This is a genomic window from Bombella pluederhausensis (assembly GCF_026385525.1).
Taxonomy (GTDB): Bacteria; Pseudomonadota; Alphaproteobacteria; order Acetobacterales; family Acetobacteraceae; genus Bombella; species Bombella pluederhausensis.
Window position 1 is genome coordinate 554,766 of record NZ_JANIDY010000001.1, and the last position, 18,747, is coordinate 573,512.

Consider the following 18,747-nt stretch of genomic DNA (forward strand, 5'->3'; position numbering starts at 1 on the left):
CTGACCTAGTTGTATAATGACACAGGGACGCACGAGCGAGGGCGTAGGCATCATGACCAATTTCCATAATGATAAACTTTATAGCCGTGTGCGTGATGCCCTGGCATTTGATGACGTACTGATCGAGCCGGTTGAATCATCTGTTCTTCCCGGCCAGGTCAGCACGAAGACACGTCTGACCCGCAAGCTGGAGCTGAACATTCCGCTGCTTTCTTCCGCCATGGATACGGTGACGGAAGAAGAAATGGCTATCTCCATGGCGCAACAGGGTGGCATGGGTGTCATCCATAAAAATCTGACGCTGGAAGGGCAGGCCGAGCAGGTCCGCCGTGTGAAGCGTTTTGAGGCTGGCATGGTGGTCAATCCGGTCACGGTTGGGCCGGAACAGACGCTGAGCGAAGTTCACGAAATCATGGCCCGTCATGGCATCTCTGGCCTTCCGGTCGTGGAAAAGAATGGCAAGTTGGTCGGTATCCTGACCAATCGTGACATGCGCTTTACCGAGGACAAGAACACCCGTGTGCGGGACCTGATGACCCATGAAGGGCTGGTGACGGTCAAGCATGGCGCTTCTCCCGAGCAGGCCCGTCAGCTTCTGCATGATCATCGAATCGAAAAACTGCTTGTCGTGGATGAGGCGGACCGCTGCATTGGCCTGATTACCGTCAAGGATATGGACAAGGCCATGACGCATCCGCTGGCCGTGAAGGATGCGGAGGGTCGTCTGCTCTGCGCTGCGGCTATCGGTGTGGGTGAAGATGGCCTGCGCCGTGGGGCAGCTCTTGTTGAGGCCGGTGTGGATGTGCTGGTGGTCGATACGGCTCACGGTCATTCCCGTGGCGTGCTGGAGACCGTGGCCCGTCTGCGTGATAAATATGCGGATGTGCAGCTGATTGCCGGTAACGTTGCCACACCGGAAGCCGCCAAGGCCCTGATTGAATCCGGTGCGGACTGCGTGAAGATCGGCATTGGTCCGGGGTCCATCTGTACGACCCGTGTCGTAGCTGGTGTGGGTGTGCCGCAGTTCTCCGCTGTTCTGGAAACGGCAGCAGCTTGTCATGAGCACGATATTCCGGCCATTGCTGATGGTGGCATCCGGACATCCGGTGATATCGTCAAGGCCATTGGGGCTGGGGCTGATGTCGTGATGGTCGGGTCCATGCTGGCTGGCTGTGAGGAAAGCCCCGGTGAGAGCTTCCTGTATCAGGGGCGGACTTATAAGGCTTACCGTGGCATGGGCTCCATGGGGGCTATGGCCCGTGGCTCGGCTGACCGCTACTTCCAGGGTGAAGTACGGGATACGCTGAAGCTGGTACCGGAAGGGATCGAAGGGCAGGTGCCGTATAAGGGGCCGATGGCTGCCGTGGTGCATCAGTTGATTGGCGGTCTGCGGGCCGGTATGGGTTATACTGGTTCTGCCACTATCGCTGATCTTCAGGCTCGTGCTCGCTTCCGTAAGATCACCAATGCGGGTCTGCGGGAAAGCCACGTGCATGATGTGACAATCACCCGTGAAGCTCCTAACTATCGGCTCTAATTGGCTTTAAAAGGTCATTTTTTCCTTTCCTGATGAAAGGAAACAGAGTAGGCGGGGGCCATGACCCCCGCTGCTCGTCTTTCTGGTGCGATTGATCTGCTTTGTGCGATCCAGAACGCACCACATCGTCCGGCTGATGCCGTAGCTAATAATTTCTTTCGTGAACGCCGTTATATTGGTGGTGGTGATCGCAGGGCCATCTCCACGTTAGCGTGGGATGTTCTGCGGGCATGGCGGCGGCTGCACTGGCATCTGCGGGCGGATTTGCGTTACCGGGCTGAAGATGTGTCGCCTCGGCTGCTTTGTGCGGCCATGCTGCATTTTGTCGGGCAGCCTTTGTCTTCCATTCAGGCTTTGTTCAGTGGTGAGCGCTACGCACCAGCTCCTTTAAGCGAGCGTGAGATGATCATGCTGGAAGCTCTTGAAGGTCAGGATATCAGCAGCGAGAAACAGTCTCTCCCTGTTCGGCTGGAATATCCTGATTGGCTGCATCCTTACCTTGAAGAAGATTTCGGCGATCGGCTGGAAGATGAAATGCGTGCCCTCATGGGAGCGCCTTCACTGGACTTGCGTGTGAACCTGCTTAAGGCCACGCGGGAGGAGGCCTTACGCCGCCTCAAGAGGGAAGGGCTGCATGGTGAAGCCACCTCCCTTTCACCATGGGGCATCCGTCTGGAAGGGCGTCAGCCTGTCACAGCAGCGGCTGTGTTTCAGGAAGGCATGGTGGAGATTCAGGATGAAGGCAGCCAGCTGATTGCGGCAGCCGTTGATGCCCGACCGGGACAGAGACTTCTGGATTATTGCGCCGGAGCCGCTGGAAAGACGCTGGCTCTTGCCATGACGATGGAGAATAAAGGGCAGATCGTTGCCTGTGATGTCTCCCGTGTGCGGCTGGATGGCGCTACGAAACGTCTGCGCCGGGCGGGCGTGCATAATGTGACCCGTCATCTGCTGAGCGAAGGCGATAAATGGGCCAAGCGGCGGGAAGGGCAGTTTGAGACGGTTCTGGTGGATGCGCCCTGTTCTGGTACGGGGACATGGCGGCGTAATCCAGATGCCCGCCTGCGTTTGACGGAAGACGATATTCGGGAGCTCTGCGTCAAGCAGGCGGCCATTCTTGATATTGCGGCCCGTCTGGTCCGTCCGGGTGGGAAGCTGGTTTATGCGACCTGCTCTCTATTGGGTGTTGAGAACCAGAAACAGATTGAAGCCTTCCTGAAAAGACAGGAGCAGTACAGCCTGCTGCCTGCCGAAAAACGGTCAGCCCTTCTGCCGGAGGCTCTGCGTCAGGAAGCCATGTTCTCTCTGACCCCTCATGGTTTTGGAACGGATGGTTTCTTCGTGGCGACTATGGAAAAAGCATCACAGGGCTGACCCTGTAACATTCTGAAAATGAATATCCCCGTTTGGTGGAATGAAATGTCTGCCAGACGGGGATTTGTGCATTTATCATAAAAATGACTAATATTTGATCGAAGCCTGCCGCCTTCATGATGTCGGAGCAGGCATGTCCTGGTTTGGATGGAGGAAATACGCCCCTTATGGCCTATGATGTTCTCTTTGGTCTCGTGCTGACATTTGGGGCTGGCATGCTGGCGCAGTGGGTTGCTTGGCGCCTGCGTCTGCCGGCCATCGTGCTGCTTTTTGCCATGGGGCTGCTGTTTGGCCCCGTGCTGGGGTGGCTCCATCCATCAGAAACATTAGGTCATGCGTTTCGTCCTCTGGTCTCCATGCTGGTGGCGCTGATCGTCTTCGAGGGCGGTATGGTGCTGGATATCCGGCAGCTTCGGGAGGCAGGGCAGGGCGTTGCCCGCCTGACAATGGTTGCCCTGCCGATCAACTGGCTGCTGGGGTCTCTGGCGGCTCATTATGTTGCCAGATTGGAATGGGGAACATCCTTTCTCTTTGGGGCGATCATTGTGGTGACGGGGCCAACGGTGATTCTGCCGCTTCTGCGGAGCTCCAAACTACGCCCCCGTGTAGCGGCCTTCCTACGATGGGAAGCCATTGTTAATGACCCGCTGGGGGCCATTCTGGCGGCCGTGGTCATGCAGGCCATGCTGCTGCATGTGGACCTTCACAAGCAGTTTTTCTTTGCCCATACCCTGCCGGATATGATGGTCGCCGGAGCGGTTTCCATTGCAGCGGGGATTTTGCCTGCCTATTTGCTGCGCTACCTTTTCACACGGGACCTGATGCCAGAGCTGCTGAAGGTGCCTGTGATGGTGACGCTGGCTCTCATCATCTTCGCTGCCTGCACGATGGAGATGGAAGGGGCTGGCCTGATTGCCGTAACGGTCTTCGGTATGATGCTGACCAACCTGCATCCTCCCGGTATGAATGAGCTGAAGCGGACCAAGGAATCCCTTGTCACCCTGATGGTGTCTGTCCTGTTCATTCTGTTGACGGCGGACCTGCATCGTGCGGCTCTGGCCAGACTCTCGGTGCCCATTCTGTTGCTGACGCTGGTGGTGCTGTTTGTGGTGCGCCCTGTGGGGATTTTCCTCTCCACATTAGGTACGACCATGAGTTGGCAGGAGCGTCTTTTTGTCGGCTGGATCGCTCCACGTGGGATTGTGGCGGCGGCTGTGGCTGGAGCGGCTGGGATTAAGCTTTCCGAGGCGGGTTATGCCTCGGCAGACCTTGTCATGCCGGCTGTTTTTGCCGTGATTGCTGTGACCATGATCTGCCACGGCTTTTCTCTTGGTCCGCTGGCCCGGAAGCTGCATCTGACATTGTCCAATGAGCCAGCCCTCGTCATTCTGGGAGGGAGTGCGTGGTCGTCTGATCTGGCTGTTTGTCTGAATGAGGAAAAAGTACCCGTGCTGGTGGTGGATACAACAGCGCAGGACCTTATGACGGCAGCCAGAAGGGGCGTGCCGGTTCTTAAGACTGAACTGCTCTCTGCGGCAGGACAGGAAGCGCTGGAGGAACGCCCTGCCGACTATCTGATCGCTACGACAGGGGACGCTATCTATAATGGAATGGTGTGCGGACATCTGGCGCCTCATATGGGGCGGGAGCGTGTCTATCAGGTTAGCCCCGGCGTAGCCCGGCTGGACCTCTATCGTGGCCTGTCTCGGGATGCCCGTGGCAAGGTGCTGGGTGAACCGGGTTGGAATTATACGTTCTTTGACACGCTGTTCAGTCGTGGCTGGCGTTTTTTCAGTTCTACTGTAACAGAAGCGACAATCGAATCGTTCGAGAAGGAAGAAAACCGGATAGACATTATGATTATCCGGCGGGGGACAGGTATTTTCATTCGTTCCGCAGAGGATAGAGCACGGACAATGCCTGTCGTGGGAGACCTTGTTATTTCCATGAAGGCACCAGAAACGCGTGATGTGGAGTTAGACCCAAAAGAGGACACAGAAATGCGTGAGGGGAATTAGTCTTTTGTAATGGATAGGGCTAGTATGGTCCTGTTTTGTAACAATGATCCCCTAGTCTCGTCCTGAGATGGTGCTGGTGGGATAGGTGAGATTTTAACATACTGCTACGGACAGGATTTCTGAAACATGAATGCTCATCACTCAATACTGATTGTTGACGATGATGATGCCTTGCGTCCTCTACTTGCTGAGCAGCTGGGGGATGATGGAGTGTACCGGGTTGAACAGGCCGCCACTCTGACAGTCGCAAAAGAAGTCATGGAACGGCCCGGTGGACGGATTGATGTTATTCTGCTGGACGTGAATCTGCCTGATGGGGATGGGCGTGACTTTTGTGCTGAGCTGAGGCGCAAGGGTGTCCATATTCCCATCATCATGATGACGGGGTCTCATGATGAGGATGATGTCATTCGTGGGTTGGATGCCGGGGCAAATGATTATGTTGCCAAGCCGTTCCGTGTGGGCGAGCTGAAGGCACGTGTTCGGGCGCAGCTCCGTCTGTTTGAGAATAGCGAAGATGTCGTGTTCGATATTGGGCCTTATGTTTTCCACCCGGCCAGAAAACAGCTGACGGACCAGAAAAAAGGGTACCGCATCCATCTGACGGAAAAAGAGACAGCTATCCTCAAATATCTCTATCGTGCCGGCGGTCAGCCTGTGGAACGGGACGTGCTGCTCCATGAGGTCTGGGGATATCATGCCTCGGTAACAACCCACACGCTGGAAACCCACATCTATCGCCTGCGCCAGAAGATTGAACCCGATCATGGTCGGGCTGGGATTTTGCTGACGGAAGGGGGTGGATACTGCCTCAATCCGGAGATGTAAGTCTTCAGATCAGTGGGTCAGAATAACGAAGGCTGACAGGATGATCCCTGTCAGCCTTTTCGTTTTTTTAAAGTGCTATATCCATCAGGACAGGCACATGATCGGATGGTGATGTCCAGTCACGCACGGGGCTGAGGACCTCGATGGTGTTCAGGCCGGGGAGTATGTCCGGTGTTGTCCAGATATGGTCCAGACGGCGGCCCCGGTTGGATTTCTTCCAGTCCCGATTACGGTATGACCACCATGTGAAAAGCTTTTCGGGTTCTGGAATGGCCTTACGCATGGCGTCTTCAAATCCGGCCTTCATCCAGTCTATGAGGCGGGATGTTTCCGGCGGCGTATGGCTGACGATCTTCAGAAGCTGGCGGTGGCTCCAGACATCATGCTCCAGCGGGGCAATGTTGAGATCACCGACCAGAATACTCCGCTTGGGTGGATTGGCTTTGAACCACGCCGTTGCTTCCTCAAGGAAGGCGAGCTTATGGGCGAATTTATCGTTTTCCTGAGGGTCAGGAATATCGCCCCCGGCGGGAACATAGAAATTATGGATGGTCACCGGCCCGGACTTTGTCTGGATAGTCGCAGCTACATGGCGGCAGTCTGTTTTGCCGCACCAGTCTGGCGTGTCAGCTACGGCTTCCAGCGGTGTGCGGGACAGAATGGTGACTCCATTATAGCTTTTCATGCCACGATAGAGCTGATGGGGGAAACCCAGCTCAGCCAGAGCATCCTGAGGATAGAGCGGGTCCGGCACCTTGGTTTCCTGAAGGCAGATGACGTCAGGGGCCTGTTCTTCAATCAGACGCTGAAGCAGAGGCAGCCGGAGGCGGAGCGAATTGATATTCCATGTAATAAGGCGCATGCCTTCTGATCCCCTCTTGAGCAGGAAATTTCAAGGGATGATCTTGCGATTGACAGGTTTTACGCCAATCTGGAGGGGATGAATAAGGAGAGAACCCCACCCATGTCCGTCCTGATGATCGATACTCATATTGATATTCCGTGGGAAGAAAAGACCGCTGAAGGTCTGCCCAGCTGGGAGAAGCGGGATCAGACGGATATTGCCATGAGGGAGGCGGAGCGCCGTTTCACCATTCCCAAAGCGGAGGCTGGTGGGCTGGGAGCGGCCTGTCTGGCGGCCTATACGCCACAGGGCCCTCTTGATGGGGTAGGGCATGATGCTGCATGGCGGCGGGCTCAGGCTATGCTGGAGGCTATGGAGGAGATGGTGCCCCTCTATGTGCCGGGGCGGGCTGTCTTGTGCCGGACGGCGCAGGAGGTGCGTCAGACAGCGGAAGCTGGGAAGGTGGCCCTGGTGCCGGTCATGGAGAATGGCTACCCGCTGGCAGATGATCCGTCCCGGATTGCTCACTTCGCCCGGCGTTATGGCGTGCGCTACATGACCCTGACTCATAATGGTCATAACCTGTTGGCGGATTCAGCAGTTACCCGGCAGGGGCCTGAAGAAGCCTATGGTGGGCTGTCTGCTCTGGGGCGAGAGGTTATCGGAGAGATGAACCGGCATGGCGTGCTCGTGGATGTCTCTCATGCGTCTCGCAAGACCATGATGCAGGCGGTGGAGTGTTCCACGGTGCCGGTTTTTGCCAGTCATTCCTGTGTGCGTGCCCTGTGCGATCATCCCCGGAATCTGGATGACGGGCAGCTTGATGCCCTGCAGGCCAGTGGCGGGTTGATCCAGATCACGGCGATGGGGCCGTTCCTGCGCCGTGGTGGCGGGGGGACTTTGGCCGATTTTGTGGAGCATGTGCTGTATGTCATCCGCCGGATTGGTGTGGAGCATGTTGGCATTTCCTCTGACTTTGATGGCGGCGGTGGGATAGAGGGCTGGCAGGATGCCAGCGAGACCCATCATCTGCTTGCCGCCTTGCAGCGAACAGGGCTGGATGATGCTGAGATTCAGGCTGTCTGCGGTGGGAATATGCTCCGTTTGATGGAAAAGGCAGAACAGAAAATGTCAGAATGTCAATTGTAAATTACGGTTTCTGGCAATAATTTCTGCATTTTTGTCTTCATTATTTTTCACGAAACGGCATTGACAGAGCTTTTCCCCCTCAGCCGAAGATGTAGAGGCGGTTGGGGAGGAAAAATCTTTCAGAAATCGTTATTTTTCAGATGGTTGCTATGTATGCCTAAAAAATGGGCAATCTATGAAAAAAGAAGATAAACCCTATGCTGCGTGCTTTTACCCTTGGAGTATTCACAGCTTTTTCCACAGGAATGGTGGATGAGTGTAAAAGAACTGTCATGACATCAGGAAAGCGGCGGAAAACAGGGAAAAATGGCTGAAACACCCCAAGGCGTTGCTGCGATTCGCAAGGCGCTGAAGACGATTCCCGATAGCCCCGGTGTGTATCGGATGCTCAGTACAAAAGGAGAGGTGCTGTATGTCGGTAAGGCACTGAACCTGAAGAAGCGTGTCACCTCATACACGCATGTAGCCCGCCTGCCGGAGCGGCTCCGCCTCATGGTCTCCCTGACGGTCAGTATGGAGATTGTCGTTACCCGCACCGAGGCAGAAGCCTTGTTGCTGGAGGCTAATTACATCAAGCGGATGAAGCCCCGCTTCAATATTCTTCTGCGGGATGACAAGAGCTATCCGTGGCTTCTGCTCAGTGGTGACCATACTTTTCCCCGTCTGATGCGGCAGCGAGGCAAACCCCTGAAGGGGGCGACCTACTGGGGGCCCTTTGCTTCATCTCGTGCGGTGGATCAGACCATTCAGGTCATTCAGCGGACATTCATGCTGCGGACCTGTACGGATAGTGTTCTGGAATCCCGAACACGTCCTTGTCTGCTCTATCAGATCAAGCGCTGTTCAGCGCCCTGTGTGGACCGGATTAGCCATGCGGAATATCAGGGGCTTGTGGAGCAGACGAAGGAGTTCCTGAGTGGTGGCGGACGGGAGTTGCAACAGCGCCTGACCAGAGAGATGGAGCAGGCTGCCGAAGAAATGGCGTTTGAGCGGGCGGCTCTGATCCGTGACCGTATCCGGGGTTTTGCCAATTTGCGGGCCTCCGGGGCAATCAACCCGGCCAGCATTCAGGAGGCGGATGTGGTGGCGTTGTGGCAGCAGGCAGGGCAGAGCTGCATACAGGTCTTCTTCATTCGTGGGGGGCGCAATAACGGGAACAGGGCGTTCTATCCCCGCCATGCGGCTGATGAACCTGCCGAAGATGTCCTTTCGGCTTTTCTGCTCCAGTTCTATGAGGACAAGCAGCCGCCCTCTCAGGTGCTGACCAATATCGAGCCTGCTGAACAGGCCCTTCTTGGTGAGGCATTAACATTGCAGAGAGGGCAGAAAGTGCAGCTTCTTCAGCCTCAGCGGGGCGAGAAGAAGGCTGTGCTGGATCATGCGGTTCTCAATGCTCGTGAAGCTCTGGAGCGTCGCCTTGCTGAAACGGCTGGTCAGGCCGTTCTGTTGAAGAAGGTGGCTGAACTTTTTGATCTGCCAGCACCACCCAAGCGGATTGAGGTCTATGACAACTCTCATCTCATGGGGCAGGCGCCTTATGGGGCCATGATTGTCGGAGGGCCGGAAGGTTTTGTGAAGCGGGCTTACAGGAAGTTTTCCATTCGTGGCCCTGTAGCTCCCGGTGATGATTTCGGCATGATGAAGGAAGTGATGAGCCGTCGTTTTGCCCAGCTCAGCGAGGCTGATGTAGGGAGCGAAAACTGGCCGGACCTGCTGCTTATTGATGGCGGCAAGGGGCAGGTGCGAGTCGTGCGGGAGATGCTGGTGGAGCAGGGGTTGTCTTCCATTCCTGTAGTGGGGATCGCCAAGGGTGTGGACAGGAACGCCGGGCGGGAATGGTTCTTTGTGGAAGGGAAGGAGCCGTTTCAGTTGCCGGTGAATGATGCCGTCCTTTATTATCTCCAAAGGTTGCGGGATGAGGCGCATCGCTTTGTTATTACAACACACAGGGCTGGCCGCTCTCGGGCGCTGACCCATTCCGGGCTGGATGATATTCCCGGCATTGGCCCGGCCCGTAAGAAAGCATTATTGACCCGGTTCGGGTCGTTACGGCACGTTCGTCAGGCTGCATTGGAAGAACTGGAGACTGTACCGGGAATTAATCGTGAAATGGCGCAGGTCATTTATGGATATTTCCATCCAGAATGGGTAAGAGAGCAAAGTGACGTCTTCAGAAACCCCTGACTGAGCATTGTTGTTGGGGAAGGCATGCCAAATAGGGATATACGGTGATCAATCTCCCCAACCTTCTCACGCTGTTCCGTATCCTTGTCATTCCCGTGCTTGTCGGGTTTTTGGCAGTGGGTGGGCTGTGGGCGGACCTGGCCTTCCTGTTCTATGTCGGGGCGTGTGTGACGGACTATCTGGATGGTGCGCTGGCCCGTAAACAGGGGCTGACATCGGATCTAGGTCGCATGATGGACCCTATTGCAGATAAGCTGCTTGTGGGTGGGCTTCTTCTGGCTCTTGCCGGTATGGGGGGATTGCGTTTTGGGTCTCTCTACGCAGCTATTCTTATTATGCTGCGGGAAATACTGATAAGTGGATTGCGGGAGTATATGGCCTCCCATAATGAGATGATCCCTTCTACTCGTCTGGCCAAGTGGAAGACAGGCGTGCAGATGGTGGCGATTGGTTTCCTCATTATTGGGCAGGGGGATGCAGGGCCCTTCCATGAGGTGGCCCGTTATTCTGGAATGGTCGGTGCGGTGCTGCTCTGGCTGTCTGTCGTCCCGACACTTCTGACGGGGACGGGTTATCTCAGGGCGACCGTGGCACGGATGCGGGGATAGGACTGCTTGAAGTATCAGGTGGATCAATATAGTGGTAGCGGGAGTCCGGGCGACGTTCTCCCAGTGCCGGGGCATGATGTGACAGAGGGTATGGAATGAAGACCAAAGAAGGGAGAATGAAGAGGGCAGGCGTCGTCATAATGTCCTTTCTTGCGGTCAGCTGTACCGGGCTGGACCGGCACATTCATGATACCGTAAACCCTTATGGCACCCCGAATACGCCGGATTCACAGAGCGAAACGGCGCAGCGTGTCCGTGGTGCGAAGCTCAGCACCGTGCCGATCCTGCCAGAGACAGGCGATGTCTGGCCCGGTCAGCCGGAGCCTGTTCCCAGCCTGCAGGATGTGAGCCGCTCCAACGCTCATTTCATCGAAAAATGGCGGAAGGCCCAGCCTCAGCTGGAAGAAGACCTGAAACAGCAGCTTGCTGATGGGCAAGGCATGGCTGTCGGGGAAGATGTTGGCAAGCAATACGGGGCCGGCAAGGAAGTGGTGCCTATTGGCAAGCCCATTACATCCCACGTGCAGGATAATGCGCCTCCTTATCTTGAGCCTGTGAACAGCGGGACTGTGGCCATTCCGAATGGAGACGGCACGGATACGCTGATCGCACCTGATGGCAGCGTGAAGATTGTCAGCAAGGACAAGGCCGCTCTTTTCGAGAAAGCAAAGACGTTCCAGCCTGGTGGTTCTGATACGGGAAGCCGTGCTGCACCGTCTCATAGTCGAGAGGACGGAGAGCCCGCAGTGCAAGCACAACCGCAGGCTCGAAAGGATGTGATGGTTGTGCCGCCTGTGCCTTCACAGCCTAAGGATGATGTGGCTGTTGCTCATCCCCGCCCTCAGCCTGAGGCGCCAGTGGTTGCGGAGCCGCCGCATCGGCAGGCTCGGAGAGATGTGGCTGTTCCACCGCCGCCGCCAATGCCTAAAGATGACGTGGTCGTGGCTCATCCCCGCCCTCAGCCTGAGGCACCAGCGGTTGCGGAGCCGCCGCATCGGCAGGTTCAGAGAGATGTGGCGATTGCACCGCCGCCGCCGATGCCTAAGAATGATGTGGCTGTGGCTCATCCACGTCCTCAGCCTCAGAAAGAGGTGGCTGTTGAGGCACCGCATTCTCGGGATGACGTGGTCGTAAAACTGCCCCGTTCTCAGTCTGAGGAGGCTGTGACAGTCAAGCCGTCTCGGCATCACAAGCATAAGGAAGACGTTGTCGTAGAGGTTCCTGAGAATGCGACTGTTTCCGTAAAGTCTCGGAAGGATAAGACGGAGCATAAACATGCTCATAAACGGCATGAGGAGGCTGAGAAGCATCCGGCTGTCGTTTCTGAAAAGCATAAGACTGTCCCTGAAAAACATCGGGCTCGGCCGGAGAAGGCTCCAGAGAAGAAGCATCATTCTCATGAGCAGCAGGGCGATGATTTCGTTGATATGATGGGCTATAGCAGTCCGAAGTCTCACAAGCGGTCCCATCATCATGATGATGGTGGCGTGTATCAGTTTGACTGGGATAAGTAAGAGAGGTTTCTGGGAAAAAAGAACATTAATCTTTCTTATGGAGGGGATACCGTGCCTGAAAGGGCTTGACCTGAAAGGCACAAGGTATCATTGTTCCGTCCAGATATAGGGGGATGTGCTGCTCCGATAATGATGAAGCGGCGCCCCATCACGCGGCAGCAGTCCGAGGGTAATATGGCCAAGACAAACGTAATCATGATCCGTCTCGTTTCTTCCGCAGATACGGGCTATTTCTATGTCACGAAGAAGAATGCTCGTACAGCAACGGGCAAGATGGAAGTGCGCAAGTACGACCCGGTCGTGCGTAAGCACGTTGTCTTCCGTGAAGCAAAGATCAAGTAAGCATCAGGATTTTCCGATGCTATGAAAGAAGCGGCCTTCTGGGCCGCTTTTTTTATGAGAGAAAAATGTTGCTGCTCTAAGTGCAGGTTGCTGATGTCATGCGTGTGATGGCATCAGCATAAACTGCCGGTGAGGGGATCAGTAGAGCTGGTTCTTGTCACCATAGGGGATGACCAGATCCCCTTTGTGGCTGCTATTGAGCATGACCCGACTGCGTTCATCCAGCATATCTGGGTCCAGCGCATTCTCATTCAGGGCCATGACCCGGCGGTGCCAAATATCCAGCTCTTGATGGGCATCACGCAGGGCAGCTTGTGCCTCGGCCTGTAATTTCTTCTGGTGTTGATAGGCTTCAATACCGAGATTGCCGTGCAGGGCATTCCACATGAAATAGGCTGTCAGCACAAGGAACAGGAGAGGAGCAAAAACGGCACCCACTCCACGCCGTAGCATAGCGGTCATATGAAAGGCTCCTCCACGCTCATTACGAAGCAGAACAGTCTGTCATTTATAGGTTGTTTAATAGAATAGGCAAGAAGCGTCTTTTCTTTTCAGGAGGAGCAGCGTTTCATTACACATGAAAAAAGCCCCCACCCGAAGGGGTAGGGGCTTTTTCAGTCAGTGGTCAGGTGACCCGACCAGTGACTGTTTTTGCAGACTTACTTACGAGCCTTCAGGATGCTGTGGCCAGCATACTTGGCGCTCTTACCCAGCTGCTGCTCGATGCGGATCAGCTGGTTGTACTTGGCCATACGGTCAGAGCGGGACAGGGAGCCTGTCTTGATCTGCCCGGTGTTCACGGCGACAGCGAGGTCAGCAATGGTGGTGTCTTCTGTCTCACCAGAGCGATGGCTCATCACAGTGGTGTAGCCAGCGCGCTGAGCCATTTCCACGGCATGCAGTGTCTCTGTCAGAGAACCGATCTGGTTCACCTTCACGAGCAGGGAGTTGGCAACGCCCTTCTCAATGCCTTCCTTCAGGCGGGCCGGGTTGGTCACGAACAGATCATCACCAACCAGCTGGACACGGTGGCCAAGGCGCTCGGTCAGCTCTTTCCAGCCTTCCCAGTCATCTTCTGCCAGACCGTCTTCGATGGAGACGATCGGGAATTTCTTGGTCAGTTCTTCCAGGTAGGAGACCATTTCGCTGGAGGAGAAGCTCTTGCCTTCGCCCTTCATCTCATAACGGCCGTTCTTGTAGAACTCGGAAGAAGCACAGTCGAGGGCAAGGGTGATGTCCTTACCGAACTTGTAGCCAGCGTCCGTAACAGCCTTTTCGATGTACTTCAGGCCTTCTTCGGTGGAGCTCAGGTTCGGAGCGAAGCCACCTTCATCACCGACGTTCGTGTTCAGGCCGTTCTTGTGCAGCTCTTTCTTCAGACAAGCGAAGATTTCAGAACCCATACGGATGGCTTCGGCAACGGAAGACGCACCGACCGGCTGGATCATGAATTCCTGGAAGTCGATGGCGTTGTCGGCATGCTCACCACCGTTGATGATGTTCATCATCGGCACGGGCAGAACGTGGGCAAATGTGCCACCAACATAGCGGTACAGCGGCAGGTCCAGCTCCTCAGCTGTAGCACGTGCCACGGCGAGGGAGACACCGAGGATAGCGTTGGCACCAAGGCGGCCCTTGTTCGGTGTGCCATCGAGATCAATCATGGCCTGGTCAATGGCGATCTGGTCTTCAGATTCCATGCCACGCAGTGCATCGGCAATTTCTGTGTTCACGGCGTTGACAGCCTTCAGGACACCCTTGCCGTGGAAGCGTTTTTTATCACCATCACGCAGCTCTACAGCTTCGTGGGCACCGGTGGAGGCACCGGAAGGAACGGCGGCGCGGCCGGTAACACCGGAGGCCAGTTCAACATCTACCTCAACAGTCGGGTTGCCACGGCTGTCCAGAATTTCGCGGGCAGTAATATTAACAATAGCGCTCAAGGGAATTCTCCTGACTCTATGCGGCGGACCCTGAAGGGCCTATCATCAGGTGCAGGCTCGGATCCGCTTTCGCTCTATTTCAGTCTCAAAATATGCACCTGAGGTCAATTAAGATGCGACAATTTCCTGTCACGGCTGCCATGCTTGTTGCGCTTGGCGGCGTTTTTCCTTTTTTTGTGGGTGGATGGCTGTTTCTGGCCGGGGTGTTGACCTCTCTGCCTCACCTTAGTGTGATCCTCTTGGCTTATGGAGGCTGCCTGCTATCGTTCTATGGAGCCGTGCAGTGGGGGCTACTAGCCAGCAAGCCGACAATCATTCTGCCCAAAGGTGAAGGGCTACGGGACAGGCGGGCGCTCCTGATGGGTGCATTTGCTTTTCTGTGGGGGTGGTTGTCCCTCTGTGTAGGACTATTGGGAAGCCTGCGAACAGGGTTCGGGCTGGAAGCAATCGGTTTTGCTGGCATGTTCGCATTGGAGCGAATCGCAAACCGTTGCGGTGATTTGCCACCGGGTTATTTCATGGTCCGGACGATTAGCACCGGGCTCTGTGTGGTGGGGTTCTTGCTGGCTCTGCTGTCCCCGCAGGGGCAATTCTGAAGGCAGGTAGAAGGTCCTCTCTTTAGAGGACCTCCTCCTTGACGAGCCGATCCAGTTTCTTGAGCGAAGCGAGCAGGCTGCGCATCTCCGAAAGCGGAATCATAGTGGGGCCATCACTGGGGGCCGTGTCTGGCTCCTGATGGGTCTCGATAAAGAGGGCGCTGACGCCTGTGGCAATAGCAGCACGGGCGAGAGGGGCAACGAACTCTCTCTGTCCCCCTGTAGCCGTTCCTAGTCCACCGGGCTGCTGGACGGAGTGTGTGGCATCGAACACGACAGGGAAACCTGTCCGGGCCATGATGGGTAGCCCACGCATATCATTGATGAGCGTGTTATAGCCAAAGCAGGTGCCACGTTCGCAGAGCAGAATGCGCTCATTGCCTGTGGATTTCAGCTTGTCCACCACGTTCTGCATGTCTTGCGGGGCCAGAAACTGCCCTTTTTTGACATTGATGGCCTTACCCGTTCGACCTGCGGCAAGCAGCAGGTCCGTCTGACGACAGAGGAAAGCCGGAATCTGGAGGACATCAACAGCCTCTGCTGCTGGTGCACACTGTTCCGGTGCATGAACATCTGTCAGGACAGGAATGTCGAAATGGGCACGGATATCAGAAAGGATTTTCAGCCCTTCTTCCATCCCGACCCCACGGGCCGCTTTTACAGAACTACGGTTGGCCTTGTCGAAGCTGCTTTTATAGATCAGCCCGATATCCAGTTCCTGACACAACTCACGCAGTGATTCGGCCATGAAGAACGCATGGTCACGGGATTCAATCTGGCAGGGACCAGCGATCAGCCGAAAAGGCTGATCCTGACCAATGACGAAGTTTCCAACCGGAACATTCATGCATCCTGTTCCCGTGACAGATGTTCTTTCTTCGCGGCCCCAACGAAGCCGGTAAAGAGCGGATGGGGGTCAAACGGCTTGGAAAGCAGTTCCGGATGATACTGAACACCAATGAACCACGGGTGATCAGGATATTCCACCACTTCCGGCAATACGCCGTCCGGGGACATGCCGGAGAAACGGAGAGACGTCTTTTCCAGTACCTCACGGTAATGGACATTGACTTCCCAGCGGTGACGGTGGCGCTCACGAATTTCCGTCTTCCCGTACACTTCTGCCACACGGGACCCTTCGACCAGCTTAGCCGGATAGGCGCCCACACGCATGGTACCGCCAAGGTCTCCGCCTTCACGGCGGCGCAGAAGCTCCGTACCACGGGCCCATTCGGTCATGAGGCCAACCAGAGGTTCATCTGTGGGACCGAACTCCGTGGAGGAGGCTTTCTTCAGGCCAGCGAGTGAGCGGGCACATTCAATCACCGCCATCTGCATACCGAAGCAGATGCCGAGGAAAGGAATCTTATTCTCACGGGCGTAGCGTACGGCATTGATCTTGCCTTCGGAGCCACGTTCACCGAAACCGCCGGGAACGAGAATACCATCCATACCCTGCAGGAGTTCTTCAAGGTTGTTTGGATTCTCCAGTTCTTCGGCGTCAATCCAGTTCATATGAACACGGACATCCTGGGCAATGCCGCCATGCAGCAGCGCTTCTGCCAGAGATTTATAGCTGTCCAGCAGGGCGGTATATTTACCGACAATCCCGATACGGACTTCCCCTTTGGGCTCCCGCACACCACGGACGATCTTTTCCCAACGGGAGAGGTCAGGAGCTGTTTCATGCGGCAGGCCGAAATAGCGCAGGACTTCACGGTCCATACCCTGCTCGTGATAGGCGATCGGGCAGGCATAGATAGTGTCAACATCCAGAGCGGCAATCACGGCCTCGGGGCGCACATTACAGAAGCTGGCAATTTTCTGCCGTTCTGTCTGCGGAATGGGGCGGTCGGACCGGCAGAGCAGAATCTGCGGCTGAAGCCCAACATTCTGGAGTTCTTTGACGGAATGCTGGGTCGGTTTCGTTTTCAGCTCACCAGCGGAGGGAATGTAGGGCAGGAGGGTCAGGTGAACACACATCGTGTTCTCATGACCGAGGTCATTGCGGAGTTGGCGGATGGCTTCCAGAAAGGGAAGGCTTTCAATATCGCCGACTGTGCCGCCAATCTCGACCAGCACGAAATCATAACCATCCGTATCGGAAACTACGGCTTCCTTGATGGCATCGGTGATGTGCGGAATGACCTGAACGGTTGCCCCGAGGTAATCGCCACGGCGTTCACGGGCGATGACGTTGGAGTAGATGCGGCCTGTCGTGGTGTTGTCTGAGCGGCGGGCGTGAACACCCGTAAAACGCTCATAATGACCGAGATCAAGATCAGTCTCGGCGCCGTCATCAGTGATGAACACCTCACCATGCTGATAGGGGCTCATCGTGCCCGGATCAACATTCAGATAAGGGTCCAGTTTCCTGATGCGGACCTTATGCCCACGGGCCTGGAGGAGGGCAGCCAGAGCCGCCGAAGCAATACCTTTACCGAGGGAGGATACAACCCCACCCGTCACAAAAACAAAGCGCGTCATGGGAGGCCCTTATATAGTGGAGATGGGGGTGAGGGAAAGCAGATTATGTGTTCTGCTTCCCCTAAAATGCACGGTCAGGGATGCTGTGGTGCCTGAGGCTGCGCCGGAGCGGCAGGAGCAGCAGGCTGGCTGACAGGCGGATGGGCCAGAATGTCATGAGTCACGCCGCCGTTGGAGGCCCCACGGTTCAGTACGGCCAGGCAGAGGCAGAGAATCATGAAGATGGCAGCCAGAACGGCGGTGCTGCGGGTCAGCAGCGTTGCCGTACCCCGGCCGGACATGAAGGAGCCAAGCCCCTGACTGCTGCCAACGCCAAGACCACCGCCTTCGCTACGCTGGATCAGGATAACGCCAATGAGGGCCAGGGCAACCAGAACAGTGAGGATAAGCAGTAATGTGGTCATGCAGTCAGGTCCAACAGGTTATGAGGAGGGCTGAGGCGTTGTTGCTTCAGCCGCAGCGCCGATGATGTCCAGAAAGCTCTGTGCTTCAAGGCTGGCACTGCCGACCAGAACACCATCCACGGCCTCTATGGACATGATGGACGGTGCCTGAACGGAAGTTACAGACCCGCCATACAGGACCGGGACGCGAATGTCATCCGTCATGAGCCTCATTGGCAACAAGGCGCGGATCAGTGTCAGCTTTCTCTGAAGTTCTTCAGTGGAGGGTGTAATGCCGCTACCAATGGCCCAGACAGGTTCATAAGCCAGGATTCCACGGAAGCCCCTGGTCAGCGATCCTTCAATCTGGGTGGCAAGCACGCTTGCGGCCCGTCCCTCGTTTCGTTCGGCCAGATGCTCGCCGATACAGACGATTGGCGTAATACCGGCAGCCGTGGCTGCTTTGACTTTCTGGCGAATGATGGCATCGGTCTCACCGTGGTTCTGGCGGCGTTCCGAATGGCCCAGAATGACATAACGGGCCCCAAGATCTTTTATCATCGGGGCAGAAATATCTCCGGTGAAGGGGCCGGAGGAGGCGGGGTAACAATCCTGTGCCCCCATGCTGAGCTGTTCATAGGGAAGTCCTTCATCTTCCAGAGCTTGATGGACACCATCAAGCTGCGTGAAAGGAGGACAGATGATGGTGTGGAGGTGCTCCGGTAGTGGAGTGTCCTTTATGCCGCGGGCAACGTCTCGTGCGAGCTTCAGGCCGTGCTCGTGGCGAGCCTGCATTTTCCAGTTCCCAATGACGAATTTGGGTACGATGGCCATTCTGCTCTCCCCGGTCGGCACGAAGTATCCACGATCATGGATCAAAGAAGGGACACGCCGTGCTGGTCAATCTGTGTCGGCATCTCTATGCTGGGGCAGCTTAGCG

The 18,747-nt window shown here is 55.9% G+C and carries 17 protein-coding genes; 10 read left to right on the forward strand and 7 right to left on the reverse strand.

The annotated features are described in order from the left end of the window. Positions 1–52: 52 nt before the first annotated feature. The 4 genes from guaB to NQF86_RS02460 all read left to right on the forward strand — a co-directional run bounded on the left by guaB (position 53) and on the right by NQF86_RS02460 (position 5,757). A complete protein-coding gene (guaB, locus tag NQF86_RS02445; RefSeq protein ID WP_266116011.1) occupies positions 53–1,537 on the forward strand; it encodes an IMP dehydrogenase in 1,485 nt (494 codons plus the stop codon). A 60-nt stretch (positions 1,538–1,597) separates the two neighbouring features. Then, positions 1,598–2,911, forward strand: a complete 1,314-nt coding sequence (locus NQF86_RS02450; RefSeq protein ID WP_266116012.1) for an RsmB/NOP family class I SAM-dependent RNA methyltransferase — start codon at positions 1,598–1,600, stop codon at positions 2,909–2,911. A gap of 167 nt (positions 2,912–3,078) precedes the next feature. Then, on the forward strand, positions 3,079–4,929 hold the full coding sequence (locus tag NQF86_RS02455; RefSeq protein ID WP_266116013.1) for a cation:proton antiporter: 1,851 nt from the start codon (positions 3,079–3,081) through the stop codon (positions 4,927–4,929). Positions 4,930–5,055: 126 nt separating this feature from the next. Further along, entirely contained in the window at positions 5,056–5,757 is a 702-nt protein-coding gene (locus NQF86_RS02460) for a response regulator transcription factor (RefSeq protein ID WP_266116014.1), read from the forward strand. Between the two features lie 67 nt (positions 5,758–5,824). Here the strand turns inward: NQF86_RS02460 and NQF86_RS02465 are convergent, their stop codons facing one another. Next, the gene (locus NQF86_RS02465) at positions 5,825–6,619 is read right to left on the reverse strand and encodes an exodeoxyribonuclease III (RefSeq protein ID WP_266116015.1); all 795 of its coding nucleotides are present in this window, start codon (positions 6,617–6,619) and stop codon (positions 5,825–5,827) included. A gap of 102 nt (positions 6,620–6,721) precedes the next feature. Here NQF86_RS02465 and NQF86_RS02470 point away from each other — a divergent pair, with 102 nt between their 5' ends. The 5 genes from NQF86_RS02470 (at position 6,722) to rpmG (ending at position 12,398) form a co-directional block, all read left to right on the forward strand. After that, positions 6,722–7,750, forward strand: coding sequence for a dipeptidase (locus tag NQF86_RS02470; RefSeq protein WP_266116016.1), 1,029 nt, complete (start codon positions 6,722–6,724; stop codon positions 7,748–7,750). A 306-nt stretch (positions 7,751–8,056) separates the two neighbouring features. Next, on the forward strand, positions 8,057–9,934 hold the full coding sequence (uvrC, locus tag NQF86_RS02475) for an excinuclease ABC subunit UvrC (protein WP_266116017.1): 1,878 nt from the start codon (positions 8,057–8,059) through the stop codon (positions 9,932–9,934). A gap of 44 nt (positions 9,935–9,978) precedes the next feature. Beyond that, complete coding sequence (gene pgsA / locus NQF86_RS02480; protein ID WP_266116018.1) at positions 9,979–10,542, forward strand: CDP-diacylglycerol--glycerol-3-phosphate 3-phosphatidyltransferase; 564 nt, start codon at positions 9,979–9,981, stop codon at positions 10,540–10,542. 140 nt (positions 10,543–10,682) lie between these two features. Next, positions 10,683–12,056 (forward strand): hypothetical protein, encoded by a 1,374-nt coding sequence (locus tag NQF86_RS02485; protein ID WP_266116019.1) that lies wholly within the window; start codon positions 10,683–10,685, stop codon positions 12,054–12,056. 174 nt (positions 12,057–12,230) lie between these two features. After that, positions 12,231–12,398: a 50S ribosomal protein L33 gene (gene rpmG, locus NQF86_RS02490; RefSeq protein WP_043561310.1), complete on the forward strand. Its 168-nt coding sequence runs from the start codon at positions 12,231–12,233 to the stop codon at positions 12,396–12,398. A 138-nt stretch (positions 12,399–12,536) separates the two neighbouring features. Here the strand turns inward: rpmG and NQF86_RS02495 are convergent, their stop codons facing one another. Next, positions 12,537–12,860 (reverse strand): FtsB family cell division protein, encoded by a 324-nt coding sequence (locus NQF86_RS02495; RefSeq protein WP_266116020.1) that lies wholly within the window; start codon positions 12,858–12,860, stop codon positions 12,537–12,539. A gap of 197 nt (positions 12,861–13,057) precedes the next feature. Next, positions 13,058–14,341, reverse strand: coding sequence for a phosphopyruvate hydratase (gene eno / locus NQF86_RS02500; protein ID WP_266116021.1), 1,284 nt, complete (start codon positions 14,339–14,341; stop codon positions 13,058–13,060). 113 nt (positions 14,342–14,454) lie between these two features. On the opposite strand from eno, the gene NQF86_RS02505 reads away from it, so the two are divergent. Further along, the gene (locus NQF86_RS02505) at positions 14,455–14,937 is read left to right on the forward strand and encodes a DUF3429 domain-containing protein (protein ID WP_266116022.1); all 483 of its coding nucleotides are present in this window, start codon (positions 14,455–14,457) and stop codon (positions 14,935–14,937) included. A gap of 22 nt (positions 14,938–14,959) precedes the next feature. Here NQF86_RS02505 and kdsA read toward each other — a convergent pair whose 3' ends face one another. The 4 genes from kdsA to tpiA form a co-directional block, all read right to left on the reverse strand. Continuing rightward, positions 14,960–15,784 carry a 3-deoxy-8-phosphooctulonate synthase gene (gene kdsA / locus NQF86_RS02510; RefSeq protein WP_266116023.1) on the reverse strand — a complete coding sequence of 275 codons (825 nt, stop codon included), beginning with the start codon at positions 15,782–15,784 and terminating at the stop codon, positions 14,960–14,962. After that, positions 15,781–17,424 carry a CTP synthase gene (locus NQF86_RS02515; RefSeq protein WP_266116024.1) on the reverse strand — a complete coding sequence of 548 codons (1,644 nt, stop codon included), beginning with the start codon at positions 17,422–17,424 and terminating at the stop codon, positions 15,781–15,783. Before NQF86_RS02515 ends, kdsA begins: the two co-directional genes overlap by 4 nt. Before the next feature lie 74 nt (positions 17,425–17,498). Beyond that, the gene (secG, locus tag NQF86_RS02520; RefSeq protein WP_266116025.1) at positions 17,499–17,828 is read right to left on the reverse strand and encodes a preprotein translocase subunit SecG; all 330 of its coding nucleotides are present in this window, start codon (positions 17,826–17,828) and stop codon (positions 17,499–17,501) included. Between the two features lie 18 nt (positions 17,829–17,846). Beyond that, positions 17,847–18,641 carry a triose-phosphate isomerase gene (gene tpiA, locus NQF86_RS02525; protein WP_266116026.1) on the reverse strand — a complete coding sequence of 265 codons (795 nt, stop codon included), beginning with the start codon at positions 18,639–18,641 and terminating at the stop codon, positions 17,847–17,849. Positions 18,642–18,747 lie beyond the last annotated feature (106 nt).